At 27.8% G+C, this 25,366-nt stretch carries 26 protein-coding genes; 13 read left to right on the forward strand and 13 right to left on the reverse strand.

Annotation, left to right across the window (positions count from 1 at the left end):
• Nucleotides 1-23: 23 nt before the first annotated feature.
• From Q0733_RS09880 to Q0733_RS09890, 3 genes are read right to left on the reverse strand one after another with little or no spacing between them, the layout of a single operon-like run.
• Entirely contained in the window at nucleotides 24-776 is a 753-nt protein-coding gene (locus tag Q0733_RS09880; protein WP_298781986.1) for an SDR family NAD(P)-dependent oxidoreductase, read from the reverse strand.
• An 8-nt stretch (nucleotides 777-784) separates the two neighbouring features.
• Nucleotides 785-1,153 (reverse strand): hypothetical protein, encoded by a 369-nt coding sequence (locus Q0733_RS09885; RefSeq protein ID WP_298781989.1) that lies wholly within the window; start codon nucleotides 1,151-1,153, stop codon nucleotides 785-787.
• Between the two features lie 11 nt (nucleotides 1,154-1,164).
• Nucleotides 1,165-2,316 (reverse strand): HAMP domain-containing sensor histidine kinase, encoded by a 1,152-nt coding sequence (locus Q0733_RS09890; RefSeq protein WP_298781991.1) that lies wholly within the window; start codon nucleotides 2,314-2,316, stop codon nucleotides 1,165-1,167.
• A gap of 77 nt (nucleotides 2,317-2,393) precedes the next feature.
• Between Q0733_RS09890 and Q0733_RS09895 the strand changes: the two genes are divergently transcribed.
• On the forward strand, nucleotides 2,394-3,254 hold the full coding sequence (locus tag Q0733_RS09895; protein ID WP_298781994.1) for a flavin reductase family protein: 861 nt from the start codon (nucleotides 2,394-2,396) through the stop codon (nucleotides 3,252-3,254).
• A gap of 5 nt (nucleotides 3,255-3,259) precedes the next feature.
• Entirely contained in the window at nucleotides 3,260-3,628 is a 369-nt protein-coding gene (locus Q0733_RS09900) for a DUF3127 domain-containing protein (RefSeq protein ID WP_298781995.1), read from the forward strand.
• Nucleotides 3,629-3,754: 126 nt separating this feature from the next.
• Here Q0733_RS09900 and Q0733_RS09905 read toward each other — a convergent pair whose 3' ends face one another.
• Both Q0733_RS09905 and Q0733_RS09910 read right to left on the reverse strand, forming a co-directional pair.
• On the reverse strand, nucleotides 3,755-4,000 hold the full coding sequence (locus Q0733_RS09905; protein WP_298781997.1) for a DUF1456 family protein: 246 nt from the start codon (nucleotides 3,998-4,000) through the stop codon (nucleotides 3,755-3,757).
• Nucleotides 4,001-4,021: 21 nt separating this feature from the next.
• On the reverse strand, nucleotides 4,022-4,645 hold the full coding sequence (locus Q0733_RS09910) for a YqaA family protein (RefSeq protein WP_367276309.1): 624 nt from the start codon (nucleotides 4,643-4,645) through the stop codon (nucleotides 4,022-4,024).
• A 246-nt stretch (nucleotides 4,646-4,891) separates the two neighbouring features.
• On the opposite strand from Q0733_RS09910, the gene Q0733_RS09915 reads away from it, so the two are divergent.
• The 5 genes from Q0733_RS09915 to Q0733_RS09935 all read left to right on the forward strand — a co-directional run bounded on the left by Q0733_RS09915 (nucleotide 4,892) and on the right by Q0733_RS09935 (nucleotide 12,758).
• On the forward strand, nucleotides 4,892-7,546 hold the full coding sequence (locus Q0733_RS09915; RefSeq protein WP_298781999.1) for a chondroitinase-B domain-containing protein: 2,655 nt from the start codon (nucleotides 4,892-4,894) through the stop codon (nucleotides 7,544-7,546).
• A gap of 86 nt (nucleotides 7,547-7,632) precedes the next feature.
• Nucleotides 7,633-8,259, forward strand: a complete 627-nt coding sequence (aat, locus tag Q0733_RS09920; protein ID WP_298782001.1) for a leucyl/phenylalanyl-tRNA--protein transferase — start codon at nucleotides 7,633-7,635, stop codon at nucleotides 8,257-8,259.
• Nucleotides 8,260-8,520: 261 nt separating this feature from the next.
• The gene (locus tag Q0733_RS09925) at nucleotides 8,521-10,887 is read left to right on the forward strand and encodes a TonB-dependent receptor (RefSeq protein WP_298782003.1); all 2,367 of its coding nucleotides are present in this window, start codon (nucleotides 8,521-8,523) and stop codon (nucleotides 10,885-10,887) included.
• 90 nt (nucleotides 10,888-10,977) lie between these two features.
• A complete protein-coding gene (locus tag Q0733_RS09930) occupies nucleotides 10,978-12,018 on the forward strand; it encodes a sensor histidine kinase (RefSeq protein WP_298782005.1) in 1,041 nt (346 codons plus the stop codon).
• Nucleotides 12,015-12,758, forward strand: a complete 744-nt coding sequence (locus Q0733_RS09935; protein WP_298782007.1) for a LytTR family DNA-binding domain-containing protein — start codon at nucleotides 12,015-12,017, stop codon at nucleotides 12,756-12,758. Before Q0733_RS09930 ends, Q0733_RS09935 begins: the two co-directional genes overlap by 4 nt.
• Nucleotides 12,759-12,844: 86 nt before the next feature.
• Here Q0733_RS09935 and mscL read toward each other — a convergent pair whose 3' ends face one another.
• Genes mscL through Q0733_RS09950 form a run of 3 tightly spaced genes read right to left on the reverse strand, consistent with a single transcriptional unit; the run spans nucleotide 12,845 to nucleotide 15,070 of the window.
• Nucleotides 12,845-13,255, reverse strand: a complete 411-nt coding sequence (gene mscL / locus Q0733_RS09940; protein WP_298782010.1) for a large conductance mechanosensitive channel protein MscL — start codon at nucleotides 13,253-13,255, stop codon at nucleotides 12,845-12,847.
• A 44-nt stretch (nucleotides 13,256-13,299) separates the two neighbouring features.
• Entirely contained in the window at nucleotides 13,300-14,400 is a 1,101-nt protein-coding gene (gene alr, locus Q0733_RS09945) for an alanine racemase (protein ID WP_298782013.1), read from the reverse strand.
• A gap of 52 nt (nucleotides 14,401-14,452) precedes the next feature.
• Complete coding sequence (locus Q0733_RS09950) at nucleotides 14,453-15,070, reverse strand: thymidine kinase (protein ID WP_298782015.1); 618 nt, start codon at nucleotides 15,068-15,070, stop codon at nucleotides 14,453-14,455.
• Between the two features lie 122 nt (nucleotides 15,071-15,192).
• On the opposite strand from Q0733_RS09950, the gene Q0733_RS09955 reads away from it, so the two are divergent.
• The 3 genes from Q0733_RS09955 to Q0733_RS09965 all read left to right on the forward strand — a co-directional run bounded on the left by Q0733_RS09955 (nucleotide 15,193) and on the right by Q0733_RS09965 (nucleotide 17,528).
• The gene (locus tag Q0733_RS09955; protein ID WP_298782017.1) at nucleotides 15,193-15,993 is read left to right on the forward strand and encodes a hypothetical protein; all 801 of its coding nucleotides are present in this window, start codon (nucleotides 15,193-15,195) and stop codon (nucleotides 15,991-15,993) included.
• 10 nt (nucleotides 15,994-16,003) lie between these two features.
• Nucleotides 16,004-16,987, forward strand: coding sequence for a glycosyltransferase family 4 protein (locus Q0733_RS09960; RefSeq protein WP_298782020.1), 984 nt, complete (start codon nucleotides 16,004-16,006; stop codon nucleotides 16,985-16,987).
• A gap of 64 nt (nucleotides 16,988-17,051) precedes the next feature.
• Nucleotides 17,052-17,528, forward strand: a complete 477-nt coding sequence (locus Q0733_RS09965) for a DUF4252 domain-containing protein (protein ID WP_298782022.1) — start codon at nucleotides 17,052-17,054, stop codon at nucleotides 17,526-17,528.
• 21 nt (nucleotides 17,529-17,549) lie between these two features.
• On the opposite strand, the gene Q0733_RS09970 is transcribed toward Q0733_RS09965, so the two are convergent.
• On the reverse strand, nucleotides 17,550-17,897 hold the full coding sequence (locus Q0733_RS09970; protein ID WP_298782024.1) for an arsenate reductase family protein: 348 nt from the start codon (nucleotides 17,895-17,897) through the stop codon (nucleotides 17,550-17,552).
• A gap of 42 nt (nucleotides 17,898-17,939) precedes the next feature.
• Between Q0733_RS09970 and Q0733_RS09975 the strand changes: the two genes are divergently transcribed.
• Nucleotides 17,940-18,395: a DinB family protein gene (locus Q0733_RS09975; protein WP_298782026.1), complete on the forward strand. Its 456-nt coding sequence runs from the start codon at nucleotides 17,940-17,942 to the stop codon at nucleotides 18,393-18,395.
• Between the two features lie 23 nt (nucleotides 18,396-18,418).
• Here the strand turns inward: Q0733_RS09975 and Q0733_RS09980 are convergent, their stop codons facing one another.
• Complete coding sequence (locus Q0733_RS09980; protein WP_298782028.1) at nucleotides 18,419-20,035, reverse strand: Ig-like domain-containing protein; 1,617 nt, start codon at nucleotides 20,033-20,035, stop codon at nucleotides 18,419-18,421.
• Between the two features lie 55 nt (nucleotides 20,036-20,090).
• Nucleotides 20,091-20,777: a ComF family protein gene (locus tag Q0733_RS09985; RefSeq protein WP_298782032.1), complete on the reverse strand. Its 687-nt coding sequence runs from the start codon at nucleotides 20,775-20,777 to the stop codon at nucleotides 20,091-20,093.
• A gap of 51 nt (nucleotides 20,778-20,828) precedes the next feature.
• Between Q0733_RS09985 and Q0733_RS09990 the strand changes: the two genes are divergently transcribed.
• Together Q0733_RS09990 and Q0733_RS09995 are read left to right on the forward strand one after the other, a co-directional pair.
• Nucleotides 20,829-21,392, forward strand: a complete 564-nt coding sequence (locus tag Q0733_RS09990; protein WP_298782035.1) for an rRNA adenine N-6-methyltransferase family protein — start codon at nucleotides 20,829-20,831, stop codon at nucleotides 21,390-21,392.
• 45 nt (nucleotides 21,393-21,437) lie between these two features.
• Nucleotides 21,438-22,979, forward strand: a complete 1,542-nt coding sequence (locus Q0733_RS09995) for a glycine--tRNA ligase (RefSeq protein WP_298782039.1) — start codon at nucleotides 21,438-21,440, stop codon at nucleotides 22,977-22,979.
• Between the two features lie 78 nt (nucleotides 22,980-23,057).
• Here Q0733_RS09995 and Q0733_RS10000 read toward each other — a convergent pair whose 3' ends face one another.
• Nucleotides 23,058-23,333 carry a rhodanese-like domain-containing protein gene (locus Q0733_RS10000; RefSeq protein WP_298782041.1) on the reverse strand — a complete coding sequence of 92 codons (276 nt, stop codon included), beginning with the start codon at nucleotides 23,331-23,333 and terminating at the stop codon, nucleotides 23,058-23,060.
• Between the two features lie 33 nt (nucleotides 23,334-23,366).
• Complete coding sequence (locus Q0733_RS10005) at nucleotides 23,367-25,121, reverse strand: aromatic amino acid hydroxylase (protein WP_298782043.1); 1,755 nt, start codon at nucleotides 25,119-25,121, stop codon at nucleotides 23,367-23,369.
• Nucleotides 25,122-25,366: the final 245 nt, after the last annotated feature.

Below are 25,366 nucleotides of genomic sequence, written 5' to 3' on the forward strand. Positions count from 1 at the left end.
TTCACAAATTTACTTAATATTCTTTAAAGTGATGTTCCACCGTCTAAAGTAATCGTTTGTCCGGTAATAAATTTCGTGTTATCTGAGGCCAACCAAACCACAGCATCAGCAATTTCATCTGCTTTTCCATAGCGTTTCATAGGAATTACACTTTTTAAAATGGCATCCATTTCTGGTTTTGCTTCTATTAATTGATTCAACAATGCAGATTCTGTATAACCAGGGCACACCGCATTAACTCTAATATTTTTAGTTGCATATTCCATGGCAGCAGATTTTGTCATACCAACAACAGCAAATTTACTTGCACTATAACTAATATTATTAGGTGAAGCTTTTAAACCTGCCAAAGAAGCAATATTTACAATATTTCCTCCTCCTTGTTTTAAAAATTGTGTCAAAGCAACTTTCATACAATAATAAACACCTGTTTGATTTACAGCAATTACTCTATCCCAATCTTTTAATGTAGACTCGTGTGTTCTTAATAAATGAGGACCAATCCCTGCATTATTTACAATTACATCTAACCTATCAAATTCAGAAACTGTTGTATTTATTAAATTTTCTACATCTTCAAATTTTGCAACGTTTGCTTTTATTGGTAGCGCTTTTCCTCCATTTGTTACAATCTCTTGCGATACTTTTTCTGCATTTTCTAAATTGATATCAGAAACCACTACAGTTGCACCATGTTTTGCAAAATGTTTTGCGGTTGATTTTCCTATTCCAGAACCCGCTCCGGTAACTATTACTATTTTATTATTTACTTTCATAGTTTATTTTATTTACAAAAAATTAAACGAGCATCAGATAAAGCTGATGTTCTTAATGCTGATGGATAATTTTTCATTTCCATCAACTTAAAAAATTCATTTTTATTCGAGTATTTTACAATTAAAACCTCATCCCAAAGTTCTTCTTTTAATGGGCCAATAATGCAAGTAATAGGTTTTCCTTTAAAAATAATATCAGCTTCAATCTTTTTAAAAAAAGGTAAAGCGGCATTCATATACTCTTTATAAGTTTCTTTTCCTGTTTTACCTGTTGATGATACAATAGATTTATACTTCAAATAATTCATCATAAAAATAGGCTTATTTTCATCAAAAGTTGATAAAATTTTTAATCCTTCTCTATTTATTTCATCCATTTTTTATTTTTTTAAATTCTATTTAACAAAATTTGAAAAGTAGTTCCTTTATTTATTTCAGAATTTTGCACAAATATTTTTCCTTTATGATAATCTTCAATAATTCTTTTTGATAATGACAAACCTAAACCCCAACCACGTTTTTTAGTAGTAAAACCTGGTTTAAATATTTGTTTGAATAATTTTTTGGGCATTCCTTTTCCTGTATCCTCTATTGTAATTTTTACCTTTTTTTGATCCGTTTCAATTTTTAAACTCAATTTACCTTTTCCCAGCATTGCATCAATGGCATTTTTGATAAGATTTTCAATCACCCAACCAAATAACTCATTATTTATTTGAACATTAGTTACATCATTTGAGCTAGAAAATGAAAACGAAATTTGTTTAGAGCTTCTAGATTCTAAATAATCAAACGCTTGTTTTGTTACTTCAACAACATTGTCTTTTTTTAACTCAGGTATTGAACCTATTTTAGAAAAACGATTTGCAATTGTATTTAATCGATGTACATCTTTTTCAATTTCGTAAATATAAGTTTCATCAACTTTTTCCATTTTCAAAATAGCAATCCACCCTAATAAAGAAGATAATGGTGTGCCAATTTGATGTGCAGTTTCTTTGGCCATTCCTGTCCAAAGTTTATTGGTTTCTGCAGCTTTATTAGAACTATAAAATAAATAAATCACAGCCAAAAACAATACTAATATTAATATTAATGCTAAAGGATAGTAGCTTAATTTGTTTAATAAGTAGGAGTTTCTATAGTAAACAAATTTTTTATTTCTCCCTTTATAACTTATCTCAATTGGTTTATTCTCAGATTTCATTTTTTTCAATTGATCTGCTAAATATTTTGGATTGAGAGATTTTATAGAATCAAGGTTTTGAATATATTCAATAACATCATTTTCATCTACCAAAATCATTGGAATATTGCTGTTATTTTCAAGTATTTTTAAGGGTAAATCTACATTTGCATCAAGATTTAAATTGGTAGCAAGCTCTCTATGAGCAGTTGCTAAAATTTCCATTTTAATACGTTCTTCATTCTTAAATTCCTGAAAAAAGATGTAAGTATTCCATAAAATTAAAGAAACAATTACAAAAGATACAGTAATTGTAATTCGCTTAAAAAGAAGAGTATTAGAAGTTAAATTCATTAAAACAAATATAATGGTTTATTGAAGATAACTCATTTAAAGATTAGATAGTATCTTTACACAACAAAACTTTAAGTATGATTTCTATCAATCCAAAAGAAATATCAACAGGTAAATTACATAGTTACCTATTAGGTGCAATTGCGCCTAGACCAATTGCGTTTGCTAGTACTATTGATAAAAAAGGAAACTCAAATTTATCACCTTTTAGTTTTTTTAACGTGTTTGGTTCAAATCCACCTACTCTAATATTTTCTCCTGCAAGAAGAGTAAGAGATAATACTATTAAAGATACTTTAGAAAACGTAATTTCTACCAAAGAAGTGGTAATTAATGTGGTAAATTATGATATTGTTCAACAAATGTCATTGAGTTCTACTGAATACCCTAAAGGGATAAATGAATTTGAAAAAGCTGGTTTTACCATGTTAAAATCTGATGAAATAAAACCCTTTAGAGTTGCAGAATCTCCTGTTCAGTTTGAATGTAAAGTACAAGATATAATTTATACAGGTAATGAAGGAGGTGCAGGAAATTTAATAGTTTGCGAAGTAGTAAAAATTCATGTTTCTGAAGCTGTTTTAGCTGAAGATGGAAGCATTGACCAACATAAAATAGATTTGGTTGCTAGAGCTGGCGGTAGTTATTATACAAGAGCAAGAGATGGCTTTTTTGAAATTCCAAAACCTATATCTACACTAGGTATTGGTGTTGATGCAATTCCAAAACACATTAGAAATAGTAAAATTTTAACAGGTAATAATTTAGGCATGTTAGGCAATGTAGAGCAGCTTCCATCAGAAGTAACTGTTGATAACTTTGCAAAAGAACATCCACAATTTATTGGGTTAGAAACTGTAAAAAAACATACATTTGCTCAAGATTTTTTAAATAAAAATGATGTAGAAAGTGCTTGGTTAGTACTTTTATTAAAATAGTAATTATGGAAGTTATAGGTAAAGTAAAGTTAATTGGAGAAGTTCAAACTTTTGGATCTAATGGGTTTAGAAAAAGAGAATTAGTAGTAACAACTGATGAGCAATATCCACAAATGATTATGATTGAGTTTGTACAAGATAAATGTGATTTATTAAACAATTATGCTGTTGGACAAGATGTAAAAGTTTCTATCAATTTAAGAGGTAGAGAATGGATTAATCCACAAGGAGAAGCTAAATATTTTAATTCTGTACAAGGATGGAGAATAGAAAATTTAGGTTCTGCTGCTCAGGCTCAAAATTTACCACCAGTTGATCAGTTTCAGCCGGCTAGCAATGTTTCTAATGATGAACCAGATGATTTACCATTTTAAGTAAACGCTTCTAGATTTATACTAGAAGGCATAACTTTTAAACAATAAAAAGAGAGAATTCGTAATTACGAATTCTCTCTTTTTATTTTTACATGTTTTATCGTCTTTATAAAATTAACGGCAAACTTATTTTTTATCTCCTTTTTTAGGCATTGGCCCACGTAAATGAATTACTAAGCCATTTAAAAAGTTTCTTAAAATCTGATCTCCACACTCTACATATTTAGGATGATCTTCATTTCTAAAAAAAGCACCTAACTCCCCTCTTGAAACTTTAAAATCAACTAAAGCACAAATTTCAATAATGTCTGTATCTCTAAATTTATGAGCTACTCTTAATTTTTTAAAAATATCGTTGTTTGATAATCCCATATAACCAATCTAAATGTTTTTTTAATTAACTACTTGAAAAATTGCCCATGCATAAGCAGCAAATCTCACAAATCTAAATAAACCTAATAATGCTACATTTTTAAAAGAATATTTTATCATTCCAGCAGCAAGGCAAGCAATAGAAAAAGGCAATGGTAAAACTGCTCCTACTAATATTAAAATCCCTCCCCATTTTCTTGCATTACTTAATCTTTCTGCCATTTTTACTTCTAAATATTCTTTAACAGGCCCTATTTTTGAAGCCGTTTTCCCTAAAAAATAAGAAATTAAACCGCCAAAATAAGAAAGTGTAGCTAATAAAAATAAATTAAAAATTGGTTCCTCAGTTTTTTTAGACCAAGCAATAAAAATTTCTGGAGGTATTAAACCAAGTAAAGTTTCAGAAATAAAGAAAGTTATTAAAATTGTAAGTCTAGAAAAAGTTTCTGTAAAATGATGTAACCCATCATTAATATTATATACATATTTATTAAATAAAAAAATAGCTAAAATAACGCCTACAATTGGTAAAAAAGCACTTTTTAAATTTTTCCACACAAACGAATAAAGCCCTGTACGTAAATAATATTTATGTGCAAACTTTACTTTTTCTGTTTTTGTTTTCTCTTTCTTCTTACGTCCCAAAATTATTTTTTTAATGTATTTAAAGGATATGCAAAAATAACGCCATTTTTTTTAAAAAATGAAGTTGTTTTTGAGTATTAACACTTTTTTTAATCATAGTTTATGTTGATGGTTTTCTAATCATATTACATTCATTATGAAACTTTTGAGTGTTTCAATTCTATTTTGTTCATTTAATTAAATAACTTATATTTGGTTTACCAATTTGGTAAACCAATTTTATTTTAACAATTAATAAATTTCAGAATGAAAAAAAACTACTTTTCTATCTTACTTTGTATAATGTTTTTACCAAGCCATTTTTTTGGTCAAACAACATATTATATTGATGACCCCGAATCTTTAAAAGAAGTTATTTATAAAGCAGGAGATGTAATTATTTTAAAAAATGGTGTTTATGACACAGATGAAAGAATGATATTTCTTGGGTCTGGAACAGCAGAAAATCCTGTTACTTTTAGAGCGGAAACACCTGGTGGGGTAATTTTTACCGGTGGACCAAGATTAACAATTGGAGGCGAATCTGATGGTAATGATTTAGCAACTGGTGAATATTTAGTTGTTGATGGTTTTCACTGGAAAGGTGGTTATGGAGCTAGTAATTTTATAGAATTTAGAAATGGAGACGATTATGCACACCATAGTACAATTCAAAATTGTGTTATAGATGGTTTAGGTGTTGAACAAAGTGAACTAGATGAAGATTTAGCCGATGAACAAATTACAAAACATAGATGGATAGTACTATATGGTACCTATAATACAGTAATTAACTGTGCATTTATGAATAAAGTTACAGCAGGTGCAATAGTTTTAGGAGAATATTCTTATAACGCATTTCCAAATGTACCAGATGGAACACCAGAAGTTAACAATAGCTGTGAAATTGTTGGACATACTATTATGAATAATTATTTTTATAATTTTGAAAAACTAACAGAAAAATACGGTAGAAAAGCAAATGGTGATGAATTATCAAATGCTGGTGATAGTGAAACAATACGAATAGGTACAAGCTCTTATCAAATGGTAAATAGCAACGTAGTAGTTTCTAATAATTATTTTGTTCAATCTGATGGCGAAAATGAAATTATCACAAATAAAAGTAAAGGAAACACTTATACAAATAACACATTTAGAAGATGTAGAGGTTCTTTAGTTTTAAGACATGGATCTAAAGCCAAAATAGAAGGAAATTATTTTTTAGGTGAAGATGTAGATGGTACAGGAGGAATTAGAATTTCTGATAGCGATCACGTTATTACAAATAACTATATTCAAGATTGTATTACAGTTGATAATTTTGCTAAATGGAACAACGGAATTACCTTTATTGGTGGAAGTGCTAATGCAGATGTAGATTGTACTACTGATGATGTTTCAAATGGATATCAAAAAACAGAAGATATTACCGTTTCTAACAACACAATTATAAATACAAATGCCCCTTTATTTTATAACGTTAACACAGATAATAATAGTGACGTAAAGGGTAATATAGAAAATAACTTAATCTATTTTGAAGCTAATGACCCAAACTTATCACCCGTAATTTCTGGTGATGAAACAACATCTTATGCTAGTATCGGAGCATCATTAACCTATTCTGGTAACGTTTTTAGTGGTACTACTTTAGGAGAAACAAACACTGGTTTTTCTGAAGAAACAGGAATTACCGCTACTAAAGATGGAGAAATCTTTACTTTTTCTGGAGAAGGTTCTACAGGTAAAGGTGCAAATATGGGATCATATACACCTATTACAGATGCTATGGTTGGTTACGGAATTGGAGCTTGCTTTTTAGATTATGAAGGAGCTAATATTACTGACGGAAACTGTACAATTAAAGTAAGTGAATCTTTAACAGTTAGTAGTTTATCAACACTAGCCCCAGAAGCTGCTAGTTATGATGTTACTGTTACTGCAAATGTAAGTTGGACAGCTGCTTCCAATGATTCTTGGTTAACTATTGACACCAACTCTGGTACAGGTAACGCAACAGTTTCAATTACTGTTACTGAAAATACGGATACAAATAGTAGATCGGGATCAATAACTTTTACACAAGATGCAGGAGGTGATGATATTGTAAGAACTTTAACGCTTTCTCAAGATGGGGCTAATTTAATAGATTTATACAACCTTATTAATACAGGAACAGGTTTATCAACAGATAAAGTTACAGTACATTCTCTATCAAAAGAAAATACATCAAAATCTGAGCTTGCAATTAATTCTTTAGATAAAAATATTGATACAGAATGGACTGCTGATGATGAAGATGTTTTATCTGGAGATTATAAAGCAGATGGTGAGTATATTATTTACGATTTAAGTAGTATTCATAGTGTAGGCTTAATTCAGTTTAGAACAACTAATAAATCAGATGCTTTTGGTTTTCAAATATTAACATCTACTACAGGTACTGAAGATGCAGATTTTACTATGATTTTACCAACTTCTGGAGAATTATTATTAACAGCAACTAATACCACCGAATTTAATCAGTACGAAATTAATACAGATGCGCGTTATATAAAAGTAATAGGTTATGGTAGATTTAACAGTGATGGTGATACTAGAAAAAGCGCATGGAGTGCCATTAAAGAAATAGAGTTTTATGAAAAGAAAAATGCCCTTAGTATAAATGAAAATGAAATTTTAAATGTTTTAATTTACCCAAATCCAGCAAATAACACTTTATTTATTAAAGATTTAGAAAACCAAATTAGCAAAGTTGAAATAATTAGTTTAGAGGGTAAAATAGTAACATCGCTCGCTCAAAATAACAATAATGAACTCAAAATAGACACTTCTCATTTAGCAAACGGCATGTATTTTATCAAACTTTCTAATGATAAAAAAGAAAGTAAAACCAAACTAATAGTTATCAATCATTAAACAATTAACCAAACTCGTTAAGAATTAATTCTTACTTAAAACTCCAACAGTTTTTGTTGGAGTTTTTTTGTGCTTATTTTTACAAAATGATTTGGCTAACAGATAAAATAGAATTTCCACCTTATAATTTTACTACTAAAGAGGGTATTATTGCTTTAGGTGGAGATTTATCTACAGAAAGATTAATTTATGCCTACAAAAACGGAATTTTCCCTTGGTTTTCTGAAGATGATCCAATTGTTTGGTATTGCCCACATGAACGAATGGTTTTATTTCCTGATGATTTAAAAATTTCAAAATCAATGCAAAAAATCATCAAAAAAAATGAATTTACAATTACTGAAAACACAACTTTTGAAGAGGTTATTTATAATTGTAAAAGTATTGATAGAAATGACGGTTTAGGCACTTGGATTACTGATGATATGCAACAAGCATATATCAATCTTCATAAAAAAGGAATTGCAAAATCAATAGAAATTTGGCAAAACAAAAAATTAGTTGGTGGATTGTATGGTTTAGAAATCAATAATATTTTTTGTGGCGAAAGTATGTTTAGTAAAATATCAAATGCATCTAAATTAGCCTTTATTTATTTAGTAAAAAACAAAAATTATAAATTAATCGATTGCCAAGTTTATAATGATCATTTAGCAAGTTTAGGCGCAAAAGAAATTGATAGAAATTTGTTTTTGAATATTTTGAAAAAGTAGTTTTTTAATCTTTTTTTTGACCGTCAACTATCTATTCAGTATTTCTTTTTTTTATCAATTTTAAAATCCATAAAGAAACTTAAAAGTAAGCTATCAATAGTTTTTTTACAAAAATATTAAAGAGGTGTTGAATATTTTTTTAACCCTTTTTTTATTTTCCCTAATTCATTTCATTTTTTCCCCAATTCATTCTGCAGCTATTTTAAAAACTAAACGATCAAGATACTTTTGGGGTGTTATTAATTTTTAATTACTATTATTATGAAAATCACAACAACACTTTTAATCGCTTTTATATGTTCAATTAGTTTTGGACAAACGTTTACTGGAAAAGTAATCGATAAACAAAATCAATTTATCTCATTTGCAAACATTGTAGCAAAAAACAAAACCGACAATTCAATAATTACGGGTGTAATTTCTGATGAAAATGGTGAATTCACTATCAAAACAAAAAATAACGATGTGTTTTTGGAAATTAGTTTTGTTGGATTTATAACTAAAAAAATCTACCCAACTAAATCTAATGTTGGAACAATTATTTTAGAAGAAGAAGGTCAACAATTAAATGAAGTTGTTATTACTGCTCGTAAAAAACTTATTCAACAAAAAGTAGATAGATTGGTTTTTAATGTAGAAAATACGGTTGCAGGAACTGGTGGAACAGCACTAGATGCATTAAAAGCTACGCCAAGTGTTACTATTGATACTGATAAATTAGCTATTGTTGGAAAAGGCGCTGTACGTGTAATGGTAAACGATAGAATTATACAATTATCTGGAAATGAATTAAACGCTTATTTGAGCACCATTGCTTCTGATGATATTAAAAATGTTGAAGTTATTACATCTCCTCCATCTAAATATGATGCCGAAGGTAATAGTGGACTAATAAATATTGTACTAAAAAAGTCAAAAGAAAATAGCTGGAACAATCAAGTGAGAACTTCTTACACACAAGCTACATATCCATTATTTAATTTTGGAAATACTTTTACTTATAATAAAGATAAGGTAAGTGTAGTTGCATCCCTAAATGGAACTAAGGGAAATACCGCTCAATTCAATCAATTTGATATTATTTATCCATCTGCATCAACGGTAACAAATTTAGATATGAAAAATAGAGAGCAAATGATTTCTGGTAGATTAGGATTAGATTATAATTTAACAGATAATGCTACTGTTGGTATTTTATATTCAGGTTCATTTGAAGATAAAGGCGTTTTTGATGATGGAAAAACATTAATAAATGATGGTAATGGAACGTTTACCCTTAATGAAGGTAATGCAGACATTACAAACAAAAATCACTCTATAAATGCACATTACATTCAAAAATTAGATACGCTTGGTAAAAAACTTTCTATTGATGTTGACTATTTTAATTTCGACAATTCTAATACTAGAAATTTTAGTAGCGAACAATTTATTACAAGTCCTAGTTTTTTTGAAGCAGAAAATAGCACTAATCAAAATATTAAAAATTACAGTGGAAAAATAGATATGATACACCCGACTAAATGGGCTAATTTTTCATACGGACTAAAAACAACAATTACAAAAACGGAAAGTGATGTTGTTTTTTACAATACCTCTACAGGCACATCAATATTAGACCCAACACAAAGTAATGAGTTTATGTATTCTGAAAATATTAATGCTTTATACGCAGATATGTCTAAACCATTGGGTAAAAAATGGCAAACAAAAATTGGACTTCGTTTTGAAAATACACAAACAAAAGGAGTTTCAAAAACAAACAACCAAACAGATACTAATTCTTATAATAAATTATTTCCATCTCTATTTTTAGGATACAATCCTAGTAATATAAATATGTTTAATATAAGTTATAGTAGAAGAATTCAACGTCCTAGTTTTGAACGTTTAAATCCGTTTCGTTTTTACATAAATTCAATTTCTTATCAAGAAGGAAACCCTTTTTTACAACCTCAAATTTCAGACAACTTAGAATTTAAGCATATTTATAAAGGTAAATTAATAAGTAAGGCATTTGTAAGCTATATAGATGATGGGTATTTTAACATTATTAGTGCAGAAGATGATGAACAACAAAGAATAGTAGTAACGTATGATAATTTTTATACTGCTTACAATTATGGATTAACTGAAACTTTATTATACAACCCAACAAAATGGTGGAATACAACTACTCAAGCAACATTATCAAGAATGGATACACATTACAAAAATGGTTTTGATTTAGATGCCGAGTTAGTAAGTGGATGGAATTTTCAATTATACAATAGAAATACTTTTCATTTAAATGAAGAAAAAACAATACAAGCAGAAGCAACATTTATTTATGCTTCTCCACAAAAATTAATGTATTTTTCCACCTCAGAAATGGTTAATTTAGATGTAGGTTTAAAGTTTTCATTATTAAATAAAAAACTAAATTGCACTTTAGCTTTTAATGATATTTTTAAGAGAAAAGCTATGGATGTTAACACTAAAACAAACGGAATAGATCAAACTTATTATAATTATTTTGATACCCAAAATTTTAAAATCAGTTTAAATTATAGCTTTGGAAATAAAAAAATAAAAGTTAAACAACATAATTCTGGAAACGAAGAAGAACGAAATAGGGCAAAGAAATAATCAATAGAAAAAAGCTGTTTATAATTAAATATTATAAACAGCTTTGTTTAAACTAAACATGTATTTTGTACCTCTAAAAAATATAAGCAAGTGAAGATTTTTAATAAAGAAATAAGTTTAAAACAAATTTTAATAGTAATTATACTATTATTAATAAGCAATAGCACTAAAATATTTTTCTTTTATAGCTTACGCACCAACACTAATTCTAGTGACATTGATTTTTATGATTATTTTGATCACATCTCTGTTTTTATTTTTTCTATACTTTCAGTACTGTCGGTTATTTTTTCTTGGAAAATCATTAACAAGATAGATATTACAAATACAATTTTAAAATTTGTTAAGGTCTATATTTTATCTTTTTTTATATTTACCTTCTTAGGTGTTTTTATAGATTATACTGTTTTACATGTTATTTTAAGTAGTAAATCGGAATATAATATTGTAGCTAGGAGTTTAAATACAATGTCTGTAGCTTTTATTTTGGCTGATATTTTTGCACTTACTTCAGCCTTTTTATATTTCAGACAGTCGCAAAAAATTACACTAGAATTAGAACAAACCGAAAAGGAAAAAGCCATTTTACAATCGCAAATATTACAAAAGAATTTAGAGCCCCATTTTTTATTCAATAATTTGAGTGTTTTATCAGGGTTAGCTAGAAAAAAACCGAATCAAATAGAAGATTTTATTGAAGATTTTTCAGATGTTTATCATTATTATTTAAAACATGGAAAAAAGCAATTGGTTGAGTTAAAAGATGAACTCTCTTTTTTAATAAGCTATATGAATTTAATGGAAAAACGGTTTGGAAATGCTTATAAAATTCAAAATAGTATTAAAAATACAACTGGTTTTATCATCCCCTGCTCATTACAATTATGTATAGAAAATGCAATAAAACATAATAAAGCAAGTGAAGAAAATCCGTTACTGATTTCACTATCATCAGAAGAAGACACTTTAATAATCAAAAACAAAATAAATAAAGTAGATTTTACGCTTGGTACTGGAACCGGAAATGATTATTTAAAACGTCAATATCAACTCAATTTTAACAAAGACGTTATTTTTACAGAAACTAATCATAATTTTATTGTTGAAATCCCTTTAATTTCAGAAATATGAAAGTACTCATCATAGAAGACGAAGCTATAAATATTGAAATTATTACAGATCATATTCTTCGATATAATAATACTGTTGAAATTGTAGCTTCATTAAAAAGTAAAGAAGAAATTGATAAATGGTATAAAACCAATGATCAAGTAGACTTGGTGTTTTCTGATATTGAATTGTTAGACGGAAATGTGTTTTCTTTATTAAAAACCAATATTATAAAATCGCCCATTATTTTTACAACGGCATATAACACTTTTTACCAAGATGCTTTTGATGTAAACGGAATTGCTTATTTACTAAAACCAATTAGCTATAATAAGTTTAGTAAAGCGATGAAAAAGTTTGAAAGCATACAAAACAAAGAGGTTGATTGGAAAAAAATATCAGAAACAATTCATGGATTAAATAAAAGTTATAAAGAACGTATTATCATAAAAACGAAAGCGGAAATAAAAATTTTAAACACAAAAAATACGGGTGCAATCTTATCTAATTCTGGAAAATGTATTGCGATTGATGAAAACGGAAAAGAAAATGAATTTCGTTACAAATTATCCGATTTAATAAAAGAGTTAAACCCAAAAGAGTTTTTTCAAATTAATCGTGGTGAAATTGTAAATATCAATTTTATCCAAAAAATTGAGCCTTATTTTGGAGATAGATTGGCAATTTCAATTAAAAACTATAAACAGCATTTAATTACAAGTGCATCCACAACAAGTGAATTTAGAAAATGGATTGAGTAAAAGTTAGCAATTGCTATAAATCTGGTAAGTATAGAATTCACAAAAAACCTAAGCAAAAGCTTAGGTTTTAAGTATTTTAAGAAAAACTATTTCTTAGCTAATAAATCTCTAATTTCAGCTAATAAATCTTCTTGACTTGGTCCTGCTGGAACAGCTGGAGCTTCTTCCTCTTTCTTTTTAGTTTTATTGTATGCTTTTACAATCATAAACATTACAAAACCTACAATTATTAAATTAATAATTGTGTCTATCCAAGCACCATAAGTTATTGCATTTTCTGGAGTAATTACTTTTCCTGCAGCATCGGATACAGCTTCTGATAAAACATATTTTTTATCTGCTAAACTTACATCACCTGTAAACATACCAACAACTGGCATAACTATATTACTTACAAAACCTTTTACTACAGCTCCAATTGCACCTGCCATAATTACTGCTACTGCAAATTCAATTACATTACCTCCAGTAATAAATTCTTTAAATTCTTTTAACATTCTGATTAATTTTAATTGTTAGGTTGTAAAAATAGTGAAAAATATTAAGATTTTAACGTTTTTTTAACACGTTGAGAAATAGCAGTCAAAGTCTCATAAACAATTGTTTCTGAGATATTTGAATTATGCTGAATCATCTCTTGAGTATTAAAAATGATCACCTCATCACCTTCTTTACAATCAATTTTTGTAACATCAACCATAATCATATCCATACAAACATTTCCAATAATTGGTGCTTTTTGATTATTGATGATTACAAAGCCTTTTTTATTACCTAATCTTCTTGATATTCCATCTGCATGACCAATAGGAATTGTGGCAGACTTACTTGGTCTTTTAGCTACAAAAGATCTATTATAACCAACAGTTTCACCAGGTTGTATTAAATGAATTTGGGAAATTATTGATTTTAAATTATGTGTATTTTTTAGTTGTAAAGTTTCTTCTTTGGTATTTCCAAAACCAAATAAACCAATACCAATCCTAACCATATCAAATTGTGCCTGAGCGTAGTTTACAACTCCAGATGTATTTAAAATATGCAACATTGGTTGGTAATCTAAATGCTTATAAAACTGCTGTGCTATATATGCAAAATTGTTTATTTGATTTATAGTAAACTCTTTTTCTTCCAAATCTTCACTAGCTGCTAAATGAGAAAAAATTGAAACTACTTTTACATGATTTGTTTCTTGTAAACTTGTTAGTATTTTAGGTATATCATTATGCCAAAAACCCAATCTATTTAAGCCTGTATTAAACTTTATATGAATTGGATAATTCATTAAAGGAGCTTTGTCTGCTAATTTTAAAAAAGCATTAAAAATTTTAAAATTATATAAATTTGGTTCTAATCTATAATCTACTATAGGCTGTAAATTTGGTATTTGTGGATGTAAAACTAATATTGGTTTTTTAATTTCCGCTTCTCTTAATGCAATACCCTCTTGTGTATAAGCAACAGCAAAATAATCTACCTTATTTTCTATGTATTTTGCAACTTTTACGCCATCACTTCCATAACCAAAAGCTTTAACAACAGCTAAAATTTTTGTTTTAGACTCTAATTTTTGTTTAAAATAATTGAGATTGTGGTCTAATGCTTTTCCATCAATTTCTAAAACAGTTACATGATTATTCATTTTGTACTTAATTTATTTCAGTATCATTTTTAAGCTAAACTTGTTTAATTATCTAAGATTCTGATTTTTTAGAAGATAAATTTTCTTTTAATTTCTTTTTACTTGCTTTATAATAAGCAGCTCTACTTAAAGGCTCATATTCTTGAGTTTCACCCAGCATTACTAACTTATCGTTTTGCGCTTTTCTAAAACTATAATGCGCTAAATTCCCTGTATGAGTACAAACCGCATGTACTTTTGTTACATATTCTGCAGTTGCCATTAAAGCAGGCATTGGACCAAAAGGATTGCCTTTAAAATCCATATCTAAACCAGCCACAATAACCCTAATACCTCTATTAGCTAAATCGTTACAAACGGCTACTATTTCATTATCAAAAAACTGTGCTTCATCAATACCAACAACATCCACATCATTGGCTAATAATCTTATATTCGAAGCTACAGGAACAGGAGTTGAACGAATTCTAGAATCATTATGAGACACTACTTCTTCTTCATCATACCTTGTATCAACAGATGGTTTAAAAATTTCTACACGCTGTTTTGCAAATTGAGCTCGCTTTAAACGTCTTATTAATTCTTCCGTTTTACCAGAAAACATAGACCCACAAATAACTTCTATCCAACCAAATTGTTCTGTATGATTTACTGTATTTTCAAGAAACATTTTGTAAATTTAGGCGTTCTTTTTTATATAATTTGTTTTACTTTGAGTTTCAACAAATTTAGGAATATTTACGAGTTAAAAATAATTTATGCTGAACTTGTTTCAGTAACAACCTACAACTTATGCACAAAAAACTAGAAAGAGATTTAATGAGTTTAGCACACAGTGTTTTACAAATGAAAAACAAAGAAGATGTTATTGAATTAAAAGAAAAAGCAAAGGATCTTTATGAAAAATTATCTGTACTTTCTTTTGTTGAAGAATATATAAAAACTACTCCTAATTTAACAGAAACTAAAGAAGAACTGGTTGATAAAATTGAAGATTCATTTTTATTAAAAGAAGCAATTACTGAACACGAAGCTGTTTTTGAAACTGAAGTTGAAACTACAACTGAAGCAGAAGAACTACCTAATAAAATTAACGAAACAGTAATTGAAGAAGTTGTAACTGATGAAATTATTTCTAATAAAGATGTAATTAAAGAGGAAGAAATTGAACAACCTTTTGATGAATTAGAAACTTTAATGTTTTCTACTAATGATACCGCAGTAGACTTTAAAAATGATGTAAAAGACGTCGCTGGAATAAAAAATGCAACTTTAGAAGAAGAACTAAAAGATACACTTTCTGTTGATTTAATGGCCGATTTATTTGAAACTGCACAACCCATAAAATCATTAAATGACAAATTATCTTCTAACATTCAAATTGATTTAAATGACAGAATTGCATTTGTAAAAAACTTGTTTGATAATAATCAAGAAGATTATAATAGAGTCGTTTCTCAATTAAACACTTTTAAAACCAAAAAAGAGGCTAATAAATTTATTATAAACATGGTAAAACCTGATTATAATTGGTCTGAACATGAAGAATTAGAAGCGCGTTTTATCGAAATAATTGAACGCAAATTTGCATAAAAATCTTTTTTTGAAACCCTTTTTAATTCATACACATTTTCATAAACGCAAAACTGGAGTTACCAGGAGTATAGAAAATGTGCTTCCTTTTTTTAGTGATGAGTTTGAAACTTACGTATATGGTTATAATGTTGATGGAGTAAAAATTAACACACCTAAACTAAAAAAAATATTATTTTCTAACCAAAAGGTTACAGTACATTGTCATCGAAATAATGAAATTCTAAGAATGTTATGGTATCGTTTTTTGGGAGCAAATTTTTTATTGATTGCAACACGGCATTCAGAAACTATGCCTTCTCGTTTAACTAAATTTTTACTAAAAAAAGCCGATAAGGTTATTACTTTAATTAATAGTGTTAGTAGCAACTTAAAAATTAAAAATACTGTAATTGGACATGGAATTAAAATTAACGAATTTGAGCCTAAAAAAAATGTTATTTTAAATGATATAAAACAAGAAAATATTATTTTAAATGCTGGTAGAGTTAGAAAAGCAAAAGGACAATTAACTTTATTAGAAGCCGCAAAAACATTAAAAAACCATGATAACTGGGCATTGGTAATTGTTGGTCAAGTTGATAAACCTGAATTTTTATCAGAATTAAAATCAATAACTAAAAAGCATAACATAGAAAATCAAGTTTATTTTGTAGATGAAACCAGAGACATTATTTCTTATTATCAAGCGGCAAAAATTGTAATTGCTCCAAGTTTTTCTGAAGGATTTTCTTTGGTTACTGCAGAAGCAATGGCTTGTGAATGTTCAGTAATTGCTACTAAAAATGTAGGTGTGCATTCTGATTTAATTACACATAAAAAAAACGGTTATTTGTTTGAAGCAGGAAATGTTGAAGAGTTAAAAACAATATTATCAAAAAATATTACAGGAGAGTTTCCACTTTTAGGACAAGCGGCTAGAGAAGAAATTGTAAACAATTGGAGTGCAAAAAAAGAAGCAAAAAAATTAATGAAAATATATCAATCAAATTAATTTAAAACAATAACTGATTGTAACAAATTTTATTGGTAATCGTCTGAAAAGAAAACCAAGTATTATGAAACAAATTACAACCATTTTATGCGCACTTTTTATGATAAGTGCTGTTGCACAAGAAACTACTTTTAAAAAATTTTACAAAAAGCACAAAGAACAATCTGCTTTTTCCATTAATTTATCAGCCTCTTTTGCAGGTTCTTTTTTAGATGAAGGAGATAATGAGGATTTACAAAAACTACTAAAAAAATCAGGCGATTTTAAATTAATGATCTTTAATAACGAAGACGCTTCTGTATCTAAAGACTTTAAAAAGTATATCAAAAAAAATAACTTAAAAACTATGGCACGTGTAAAAGGAGACGATGGTAAAGCCGCTTTTTACATTTTAGAAAAAAATGACATTGTAAAAGAAATCGTCTTACAAGCTAATAGTGATAATGATAAAGTTGTTTTGTTCGGATTAAAAACTAATTTAACTATGGATGAATTAGCAGAAATGATGTCTAATTCAGACATAAAATTTTCATCAAAATAAAAGCTTAAAAAAAGAGAAGATTTAACCAATCTTCTCTTTTAAACTTTCAATTACTTTTTTGCTATTTCCAATAAAAATTTCACCATCAAGTATAAAAACAGGACGTTTTAAAAACGTGTATTCATCCAAAATAAACTGTTTGTAATCAGCTTCGGTTAAAACCTGATTCTTTAAATCCATAGATTTATACAACTTTGCACGTTTGTTAAACAAAGCTTCATAACTTCCAGAAAGTTTGTGCATTTCTTCTAATTGAGAAACAGAAACGTTATTTGCTTTTATTTCTTGGCGCTCAAAATCATCAATATTTACCTCTTTTAAAATTCGTCTGCAAGTATCACAAGTTTGCAAAAAATATACTTTCTTCATTTTTTATCAATTATATTTACATTTTCAAAATTACACATAAAAATGAAGAATCAATTTGATGTTTTAAGAAAATCTAGAGAACTTGTTCTAAAAGAATTAGAAGGTTTAACATTAGCAGAAATACACGCAATACCTGAAGGGTTTAAAAATAATATTGCTTGGAATGTTGCACATTTAGTAGTAACCCAACAACTTTTACATTATAAATTATCTGGTTTAAACCCTTTATGTCCAGATGATTTAATTGACGCACATAGAAAAGGTACATCTCCAACAAAAATATTTACAGAAGAAGAATTTGAAGAAGTAAAAGAACTTTTAATTGGTTTACCAGATACTTTAGAAGAAGATTTTAATGCAGGTATTTTCGAAAACTATAATGAGTATCCAACAAGTACTGGCTTTGTTTTATCCTCAATAGAAAACGCTATACCTTTTAATAATTTTCACGAAGGAATACATTATGGAATCATAAGATCTATTAAAAAGTTTTTGTAGAAGCTATTTACAACTTTCGCTATTTATTCAATTTTAAAATTCTCTTCTAAAAAATAATTGGCTCTTAAATCGGCATTATTTATTTCAGAATGATATATAATTTTCTCTGGAGAAATTCTTTTCAAGAAATTACCAGTATCCCATTTATTGTTTTTATTTTCATCAATAATAGCTCTAATAGTATATTTTTTAGGCTCTAACAAATCAAATACAATAGTTTGAGATTTGCTTATAAAAACACGTTCAACTAATTTGTTTTGGTCTTTACCTGAAAGAATTTCAATAATTAAATTTTTAGAATTTATATTGTTTATATTTAAAGTAATTCTACCATAATCATCTAACTCTTTAGTTGAAAAACCATAGTTTAAAGTGTCATTTTTAACATCAAAAACATCAACTAATGAGTTGGGCAAAAACTTAAAATTATATTTTTCTTTAGGTTTTTTATCAAAAATAAATCCAATTTTATTTTCTTTTTTAGATAATAGAGTTTTAAACTTAACAGCAATAGTGTCTTTATCTACCAAGCTTATTTTGCTTGTATCAATCTTTATAATTGGATTATTTGTTTTTAAATAAAAAGTATCTCTTAAATGTAAAATACCATTTATTGATGAGCTAATTATTAAAGAATCTATTTTTTTCTTTCTCAATTTAACGGTTACAGTATCTATAATAGATTTATTTTTTACAATAAAATTTAAAGAATCTGCTTCAAAAGGAGTAAACCAATAATTTAAAGTGTCTTTATTAACTTCGTATTTAGAAATACTTTTAAAATCTTTAGGTACTTTTGATAGCATTTCGATTTGTAAATTTCTTGAATCTCCTTCAAAGCCAAATTCAATTTTACCTTTAGTAACTTCTTTCCCTCTCTTAAAAGTATATGGTTTAGTTTCTTTAAATAATACAATAGGTTTTTTTATAATACTATCTCTAGGCAATTGAATTGTATCTGTTAAAAAACCAATTTTATCTGTCTTTGCATTAAAAATATAATCATTAGAAGGTTCTTGTAATGCTAACATTAAATACTTTCCTTTTTTTAAGTTAGTAAAATTAAAAACGGTAGTATCTAGTGCACTTGCAATATAATTTGGTTTCTTTTTGTAAACAATAGAATCATTAAATGAACTGTCTAATTTATATAATAAAACATTTACATTTTTAGGTGTTTCAAAAAGTGTTGCATCTTTAATAGATCCTTTAATATTAAGAGAATCTATATATTTTCCGGTAGAAAAAACATATTTAAAATTTTCTAATTTATTAGATTCATTATTGTCTTCAATGGCATCACCAAAATTAAAAATATAGGTAGTATTTGCTATTAAAGTATCTAAAATTTTAATTTTTAAAAACTTAGTTGCTGAACCTTGAGGAGATACTAAGGCTGGGTTTTTTAATGGTGGCGAAACCACTAATTTTTTGTTTAAATCCTTTAATTTTACATATTCATTAAACTGAATTTTTATTTCTTTTTTGTCAAAGTTAATGCTCTCATAAGGTGGATTTGCATTTACAAACAACGGTGCTTCTTCATCTTTAGGACCACCTTCTGGCCTACCAATTTTAGCACATTTTACCAAAATTGTTGTTATAAATAATAAAAAAATAAATCTAAAAATTGATTTCACAAAGTCTAATTTTAAACAAAGAAACAACTTATTTTTCATATTAAAATCATAAAATTTACTCTGTATAAGCGATTGTTAAAATACTAATATTACAATTTTTTGATTTCAAAAACTCATTTGCACAAGCTTCTAAAGTTGCTCCAGTAGTAATAACATCATCAATTATTAAAACATTTTTATTATCAAAATAAGATGAATCGTCTAATAAAAACTTAGTATCATTATTTGTAAATCGTTCAAAACGAGCCTTAAAGGTTTGTGTTCTAGTTAATGAAACCCTTTTTAATTTACCTTCAATCAAAGGTTTATTTAAGTAAAAACTCAAACGCTCACCAAATTTAGTAACCTGATTATAACCTCTTTCTTTTAATTTTTCGGGATGTAAAGGAACAGGAATTATATAATCTATATTTTTAAATTCTTGATTTTTATTTAAAATTTCTCCAAGCCAATTACCAAAAAAAACACCAACATCTTCATTTCCTTTGTATTTTAAATCGTGAATTAATTTTTGTGTTACACCTTCTTTTCTAAAGAATAATAATGCAAATGCTTTTTCAACTAAAACTCTACCATAAAATGTTTGAGTTACCTTATTATTTTTATAATTAATAAAATTTGTAAGCGGTAAATCGTGTCTGCAAAGTGTACAAATTGTAGTTTCGTTTTGTGTTAAATTTTCTTCGCAAATTGCGCATAATTTTGGATAAAAAAGATAGAATAAGTCTTTAAAAAATAGCATCTTTACGAAAAAATATTTTTAGAAATATACTTATTAAATTAAAAACAGCAATTGTTAAGTAGAATAAATTTTTTAAAAGAAGCTATTAAAAACCTTAAAACATTGGGTACAATTACACCCAGTTCAAGGTTTTTATCAAAGAAAATGCTAAAAGGAATTAATTTTTCTGAAGCTGATGTTTTAGTAGAGCTTGGCCCCGGTAATGGGGCAATTACAAAGTATATTTTAGAAAAATTATCGCCAAAGGCTATTTTAATTTGCTTTGAAATTAATGATAGTTTTTACAATCAATTACAAGATTTACAACACCCACAATTAGTTATATTAAAAAAATCTGCTGAAAATATAGAAGAAGAGTTAAAAAAATTAAAATTACATAAGGCAAACCATATTATTTCTAGTGTACCACTTACAATTATTCCTGATGAAATTTCAGCAAAAATTTTACAAGAATCTTATAAAACATTAAATATTAATGGTACTTTTATTCAGTATCAGTATAGTTTAACCTACTTTAAAAAACTTAAAAATGTTTTTAAAGATTCTATTTCTTTAGGTTTTGAGCCATTAAATATACCTCCGGCATTTATTTATCGCTGTAAAAAAGTCGAGTAAATTTTTCTTGAAAAACTTGTGTAAACGTGTATCTTTGCGCTCATTATGGCAAAACAAGAAGATCAGTTTAAAAAAGTTTTATCGCACGCAAAAGAATATGGTTATGTTTTTCAGTCTTCTGAAATTTATGATGGATTAAGTGCGGTTTACGATTATGCTCAAAATGGAGTTGAGCTAAAGAAAAATATAAGAGATTATTGGTGGAAAGCAATGGTGCAAATGCACGAAAACATTGTAGGTATAGATGCTGCAATTTTAATGCACCCTACAACCTGGAAAGCTTCTGGACATGTAGATGCTTTTAATGACCCGTTAATAGATAATAAAGATTCTAAAAAACGTTACAGAGCTGATGTTTTAGTTGAAGACTTTAGAGAGAAAATAAATCAGAAAATAGAAAAAGATATTACCAAAGCAAAAAAACGTTTTGGAGAATCTTTTAATGAAGAAGAGTTTAGAGCTACTAATCAAAATGTAATTCGTCGTCAAAAACAAATGGACGAAATTACTGTTGAATTAACAAGGGTTCAAGAAGAAAGTGATTTAGAAGGTTTTAGACAGTTAATTATAGATTTAGGAATTAATTGCCCAGTTTCTGGATCTAATAATTGGACGGAAGTAAAGCAATTTAATTTAATGTTTGGTACTAAAATTGGTGCCTCAGCAGAAAACTCTACTCAAGTTTATTTAAGACCAGAAACAGCGCAAGGTATTTTTGTAAATTTCTTAAATGTTCAAAAAACCGGACGTATGAAAATTCCTTTCGGAATTGCGCAAACGGGTAAAGCTTTTAGAAACGAAATTGTTGCAAGACAATTTATTTTTAGAATGCGTGAATTTGAACAAATGGAAATGCAATTTTTTGTAAAACCAGGAACTCAAAAAGAATGGTATAAAGAATGGAAAGAAACGCGTTTAAAATGGCATTTATCTTTAGGAATGGGTGCAGAAAATTACCGTTTTCATGACCATGATAAATTAGCACATTATGCAGATGCAGCAGCAGATATTGAGTTTAATTTTCCTTTCGGATTTAAAGAATTAGAAGGAATACACTCAAGAACTGATTTCGATTTAAAAGCTCATGAAGAATATTCTGGTAAAAAGTTACAATACTTTGATCATGAAGAAAACAAAAGTTATGTGCCTTATGTTGTAGAAACTTCTATAGGTTTAGATAGAATGTTTTTGGCCGTTTTTTCTAATTCTTTACAAGAAGAAGCTTTAGAAAACGGAACTACAAGAACTGTTTTAAAATTACCAGCAGTTTTAGCACCTTTTAAAGCAGCTATTTTCCCTTTAGTTAAAAAAGATGGTTTGCCTGAAGTTGCTCGTAAAATTATGGATGACTTAAAATGGGATTTCAACGTTTTTTATGATGAAAAAGATGCAGTAGGTAAACGTTATAGAAGGCAAGATGCAGCTGGTACACCTTTTTGTATTACCGTAGATCATGATACTTTAAAAGATAATTCTGTAACAATAAGACATAGAGACACAATGGAACAAAAACGTGTTGCAATTGCAGATTTAAAACAAATTATAAAAGATGCGGTTGATGTAAAAACGTGGTTGCAAAAAATGTAAACAAACCTTATTTTATAAAAAATCCTCATCAAATGATGAGGATTTTTTATATATTTTTTTGAGGTAAAAAAATTACCCTTACATATGTTTATCAACATCGCCCCAAGGACCACCGTTAATTACATCTACTCCGTGATTTGTTAAAAACTGTGTTGCTTGTCCACTTCTAGCTCCACTTCTACAAACGGCAATTACAGGCTTATTCCAAGATTTTATTTCATCAATATTTAAAGGAATAACATTTAAAACTATATGCTTAGCTCCTTCTGTATGACCTTCATTCCATTCCTCAATAGTTCTAACATCTAAAACAACTGCTCCTTTTTTTAAATATTCTTTTATTTCGTTATCCATATTTTTTCTTTTAAACAAGTTAAACAACCTCAACTAACTTTCATAATTTTTACATAAAGCTAATCCGTTTGAAATTAACTTTTTGAAATTACTATTTTCTTGTAATTTTTTCAAATGTAAAATAATTTCTTCTTTAATGGAAAAATTATGTTGCAAAGCTAATTCATAGATTTCTAAATTAAGCAACCAATCTAAAGGAAATTTAATTTTTAACTGATTAAATATTTCTGTTATTTTTTGTTCGGTTGATAAATTTTCTTCGCGCATTTCTCTTACTTGGTCGTATAAAATGTATAAATCTTTCTCAGATTTGGAATAAGATATCTTACTTGTTTTTGTATCAGAAACTTTGCCCAAATTATTAAAAGAATCTACATCTGCTGGACCGGAATATGCTGAAATTACTTCTTTACCAATTGCCATATCATAAATACCCCACTCTGGCTTAAATAGTATTTGATTATCATAAGTAACAGTACATTCATCTAAAGAAATAATTAAAATTTTACCTCTTAAATCTCTAGTACCAGTAATTGCTTTTCCTTTTACTACTACTCCACTTTCAAATTCTAATGTCATAAATTCACCTTCGTAAATTCCATAAGCTTTTAAATCTCTAGGACTCATATCTTCAATTGGTAAATTAATGCCTTTTAATTTTCCAACTGGACATCCAAAACCATCAGCATGACTGGTTATTCCATGACCAATTAATTCTTTATCTCTATTAGACAAAGCTGTTGCACCAGTAGTTTGTAAGTAAGCAACTTTGTTATTTTTAAACTGAATTACTTTGGTAAAAACACCCGAAATTTGAATTCCTGTTGTTAACTCTACCGTTCCTAAATTTTTAGAATTTATTAATTTTTGAACTCCTTTAAGTCCTCCAGTTCTTAGAGCCATTGTTTTTGCAAATTCATCTAAAACCAAACTTAAATAAGCAAAATCTGGCGTAACAAACAATTGAGGCTGAGGCTTTGTAATATCAAAACTAATATTTGCAGCTTCAATAGAATAAGGCACTTTTTTTACTTCATCTTTCATACACCAAGCACTTTCTCCAATTGATGATAATAATCCTGCTCCATAAATTTTAGGGTTATCAACAGTACCTATTAAACCATATTCAACGGTCCACCAATGCAAGTTTCTAATTTGAGACATTTCAGACAACTCACCCATATTGTTTTGCAACCACTCTACTTTTTCTTGAGCATTATCAATATCTTTTTGATTTGAATTAGGATCTTCTTTTAAAATGGATAAAAGCCTAATTGCTTCATACATTTCATAATCTTTTTCTGATGAAATAGCCTTACTTCCTATTTCTCCAAAACGTCTTAAATATTCTGCATACTCTGGGTTTGCAATTATAGGTGCATGACCAGCAGCTTCGTGAATAATATCTGGCGCTGGTGTATATTCTATATGATTTATAGTTCTCATATCCGAAGCAATTACCAACACGTTATATGCTTGAAACTCCATAAAAGCATTTGGTGGAATAAAACCATCTACAGAAACTGCAGCCCAACCAAGTTCTTTTAAAATTCTATTCATACCTTCCATATGAGGAATACTTTCTGAAGAAATTCCTGTTTTTTGTAAACCTGGAATGTATGATTTATGAGCAACCTTACTTAAATAATCAATATTCATTCTCATTACATACCTCCAAACTGCTTGATTTTGAGAAGTATATTCATTGTAAGGCTGTTTTACTATAAATTTATGTAAATGTTTTGGTAACTTTTTAGTTACAGAGTTCATTTCAAAATGCATATCCATTAAATAATTAATAAAATTTACATTGTAAAATTACGAATTTTACAATTAAAGTATTTTTTTTTAACATTAAAAATTAATCTAATAATATAAATAAAAAACATTGTAACATTTATTGGTTTTCAGCTACTAATAGTTAAACACTTATTATGGCTGGAGAAGGATTTATTGCACACATGATTGCTAGTTTAAAAGCTAACAAAAGAAATCGTGCCTCTACTTTTGAAAGAATAAAGGATTTCAAAGGT

The sequence above is a fragment of the uncultured Polaribacter sp. genome, assembly GCF_947500975.1.
Lineage (GTDB): Bacteria > Bacteroidota > Bacteroidia > Flavobacteriales > Flavobacteriaceae > Polaribacter.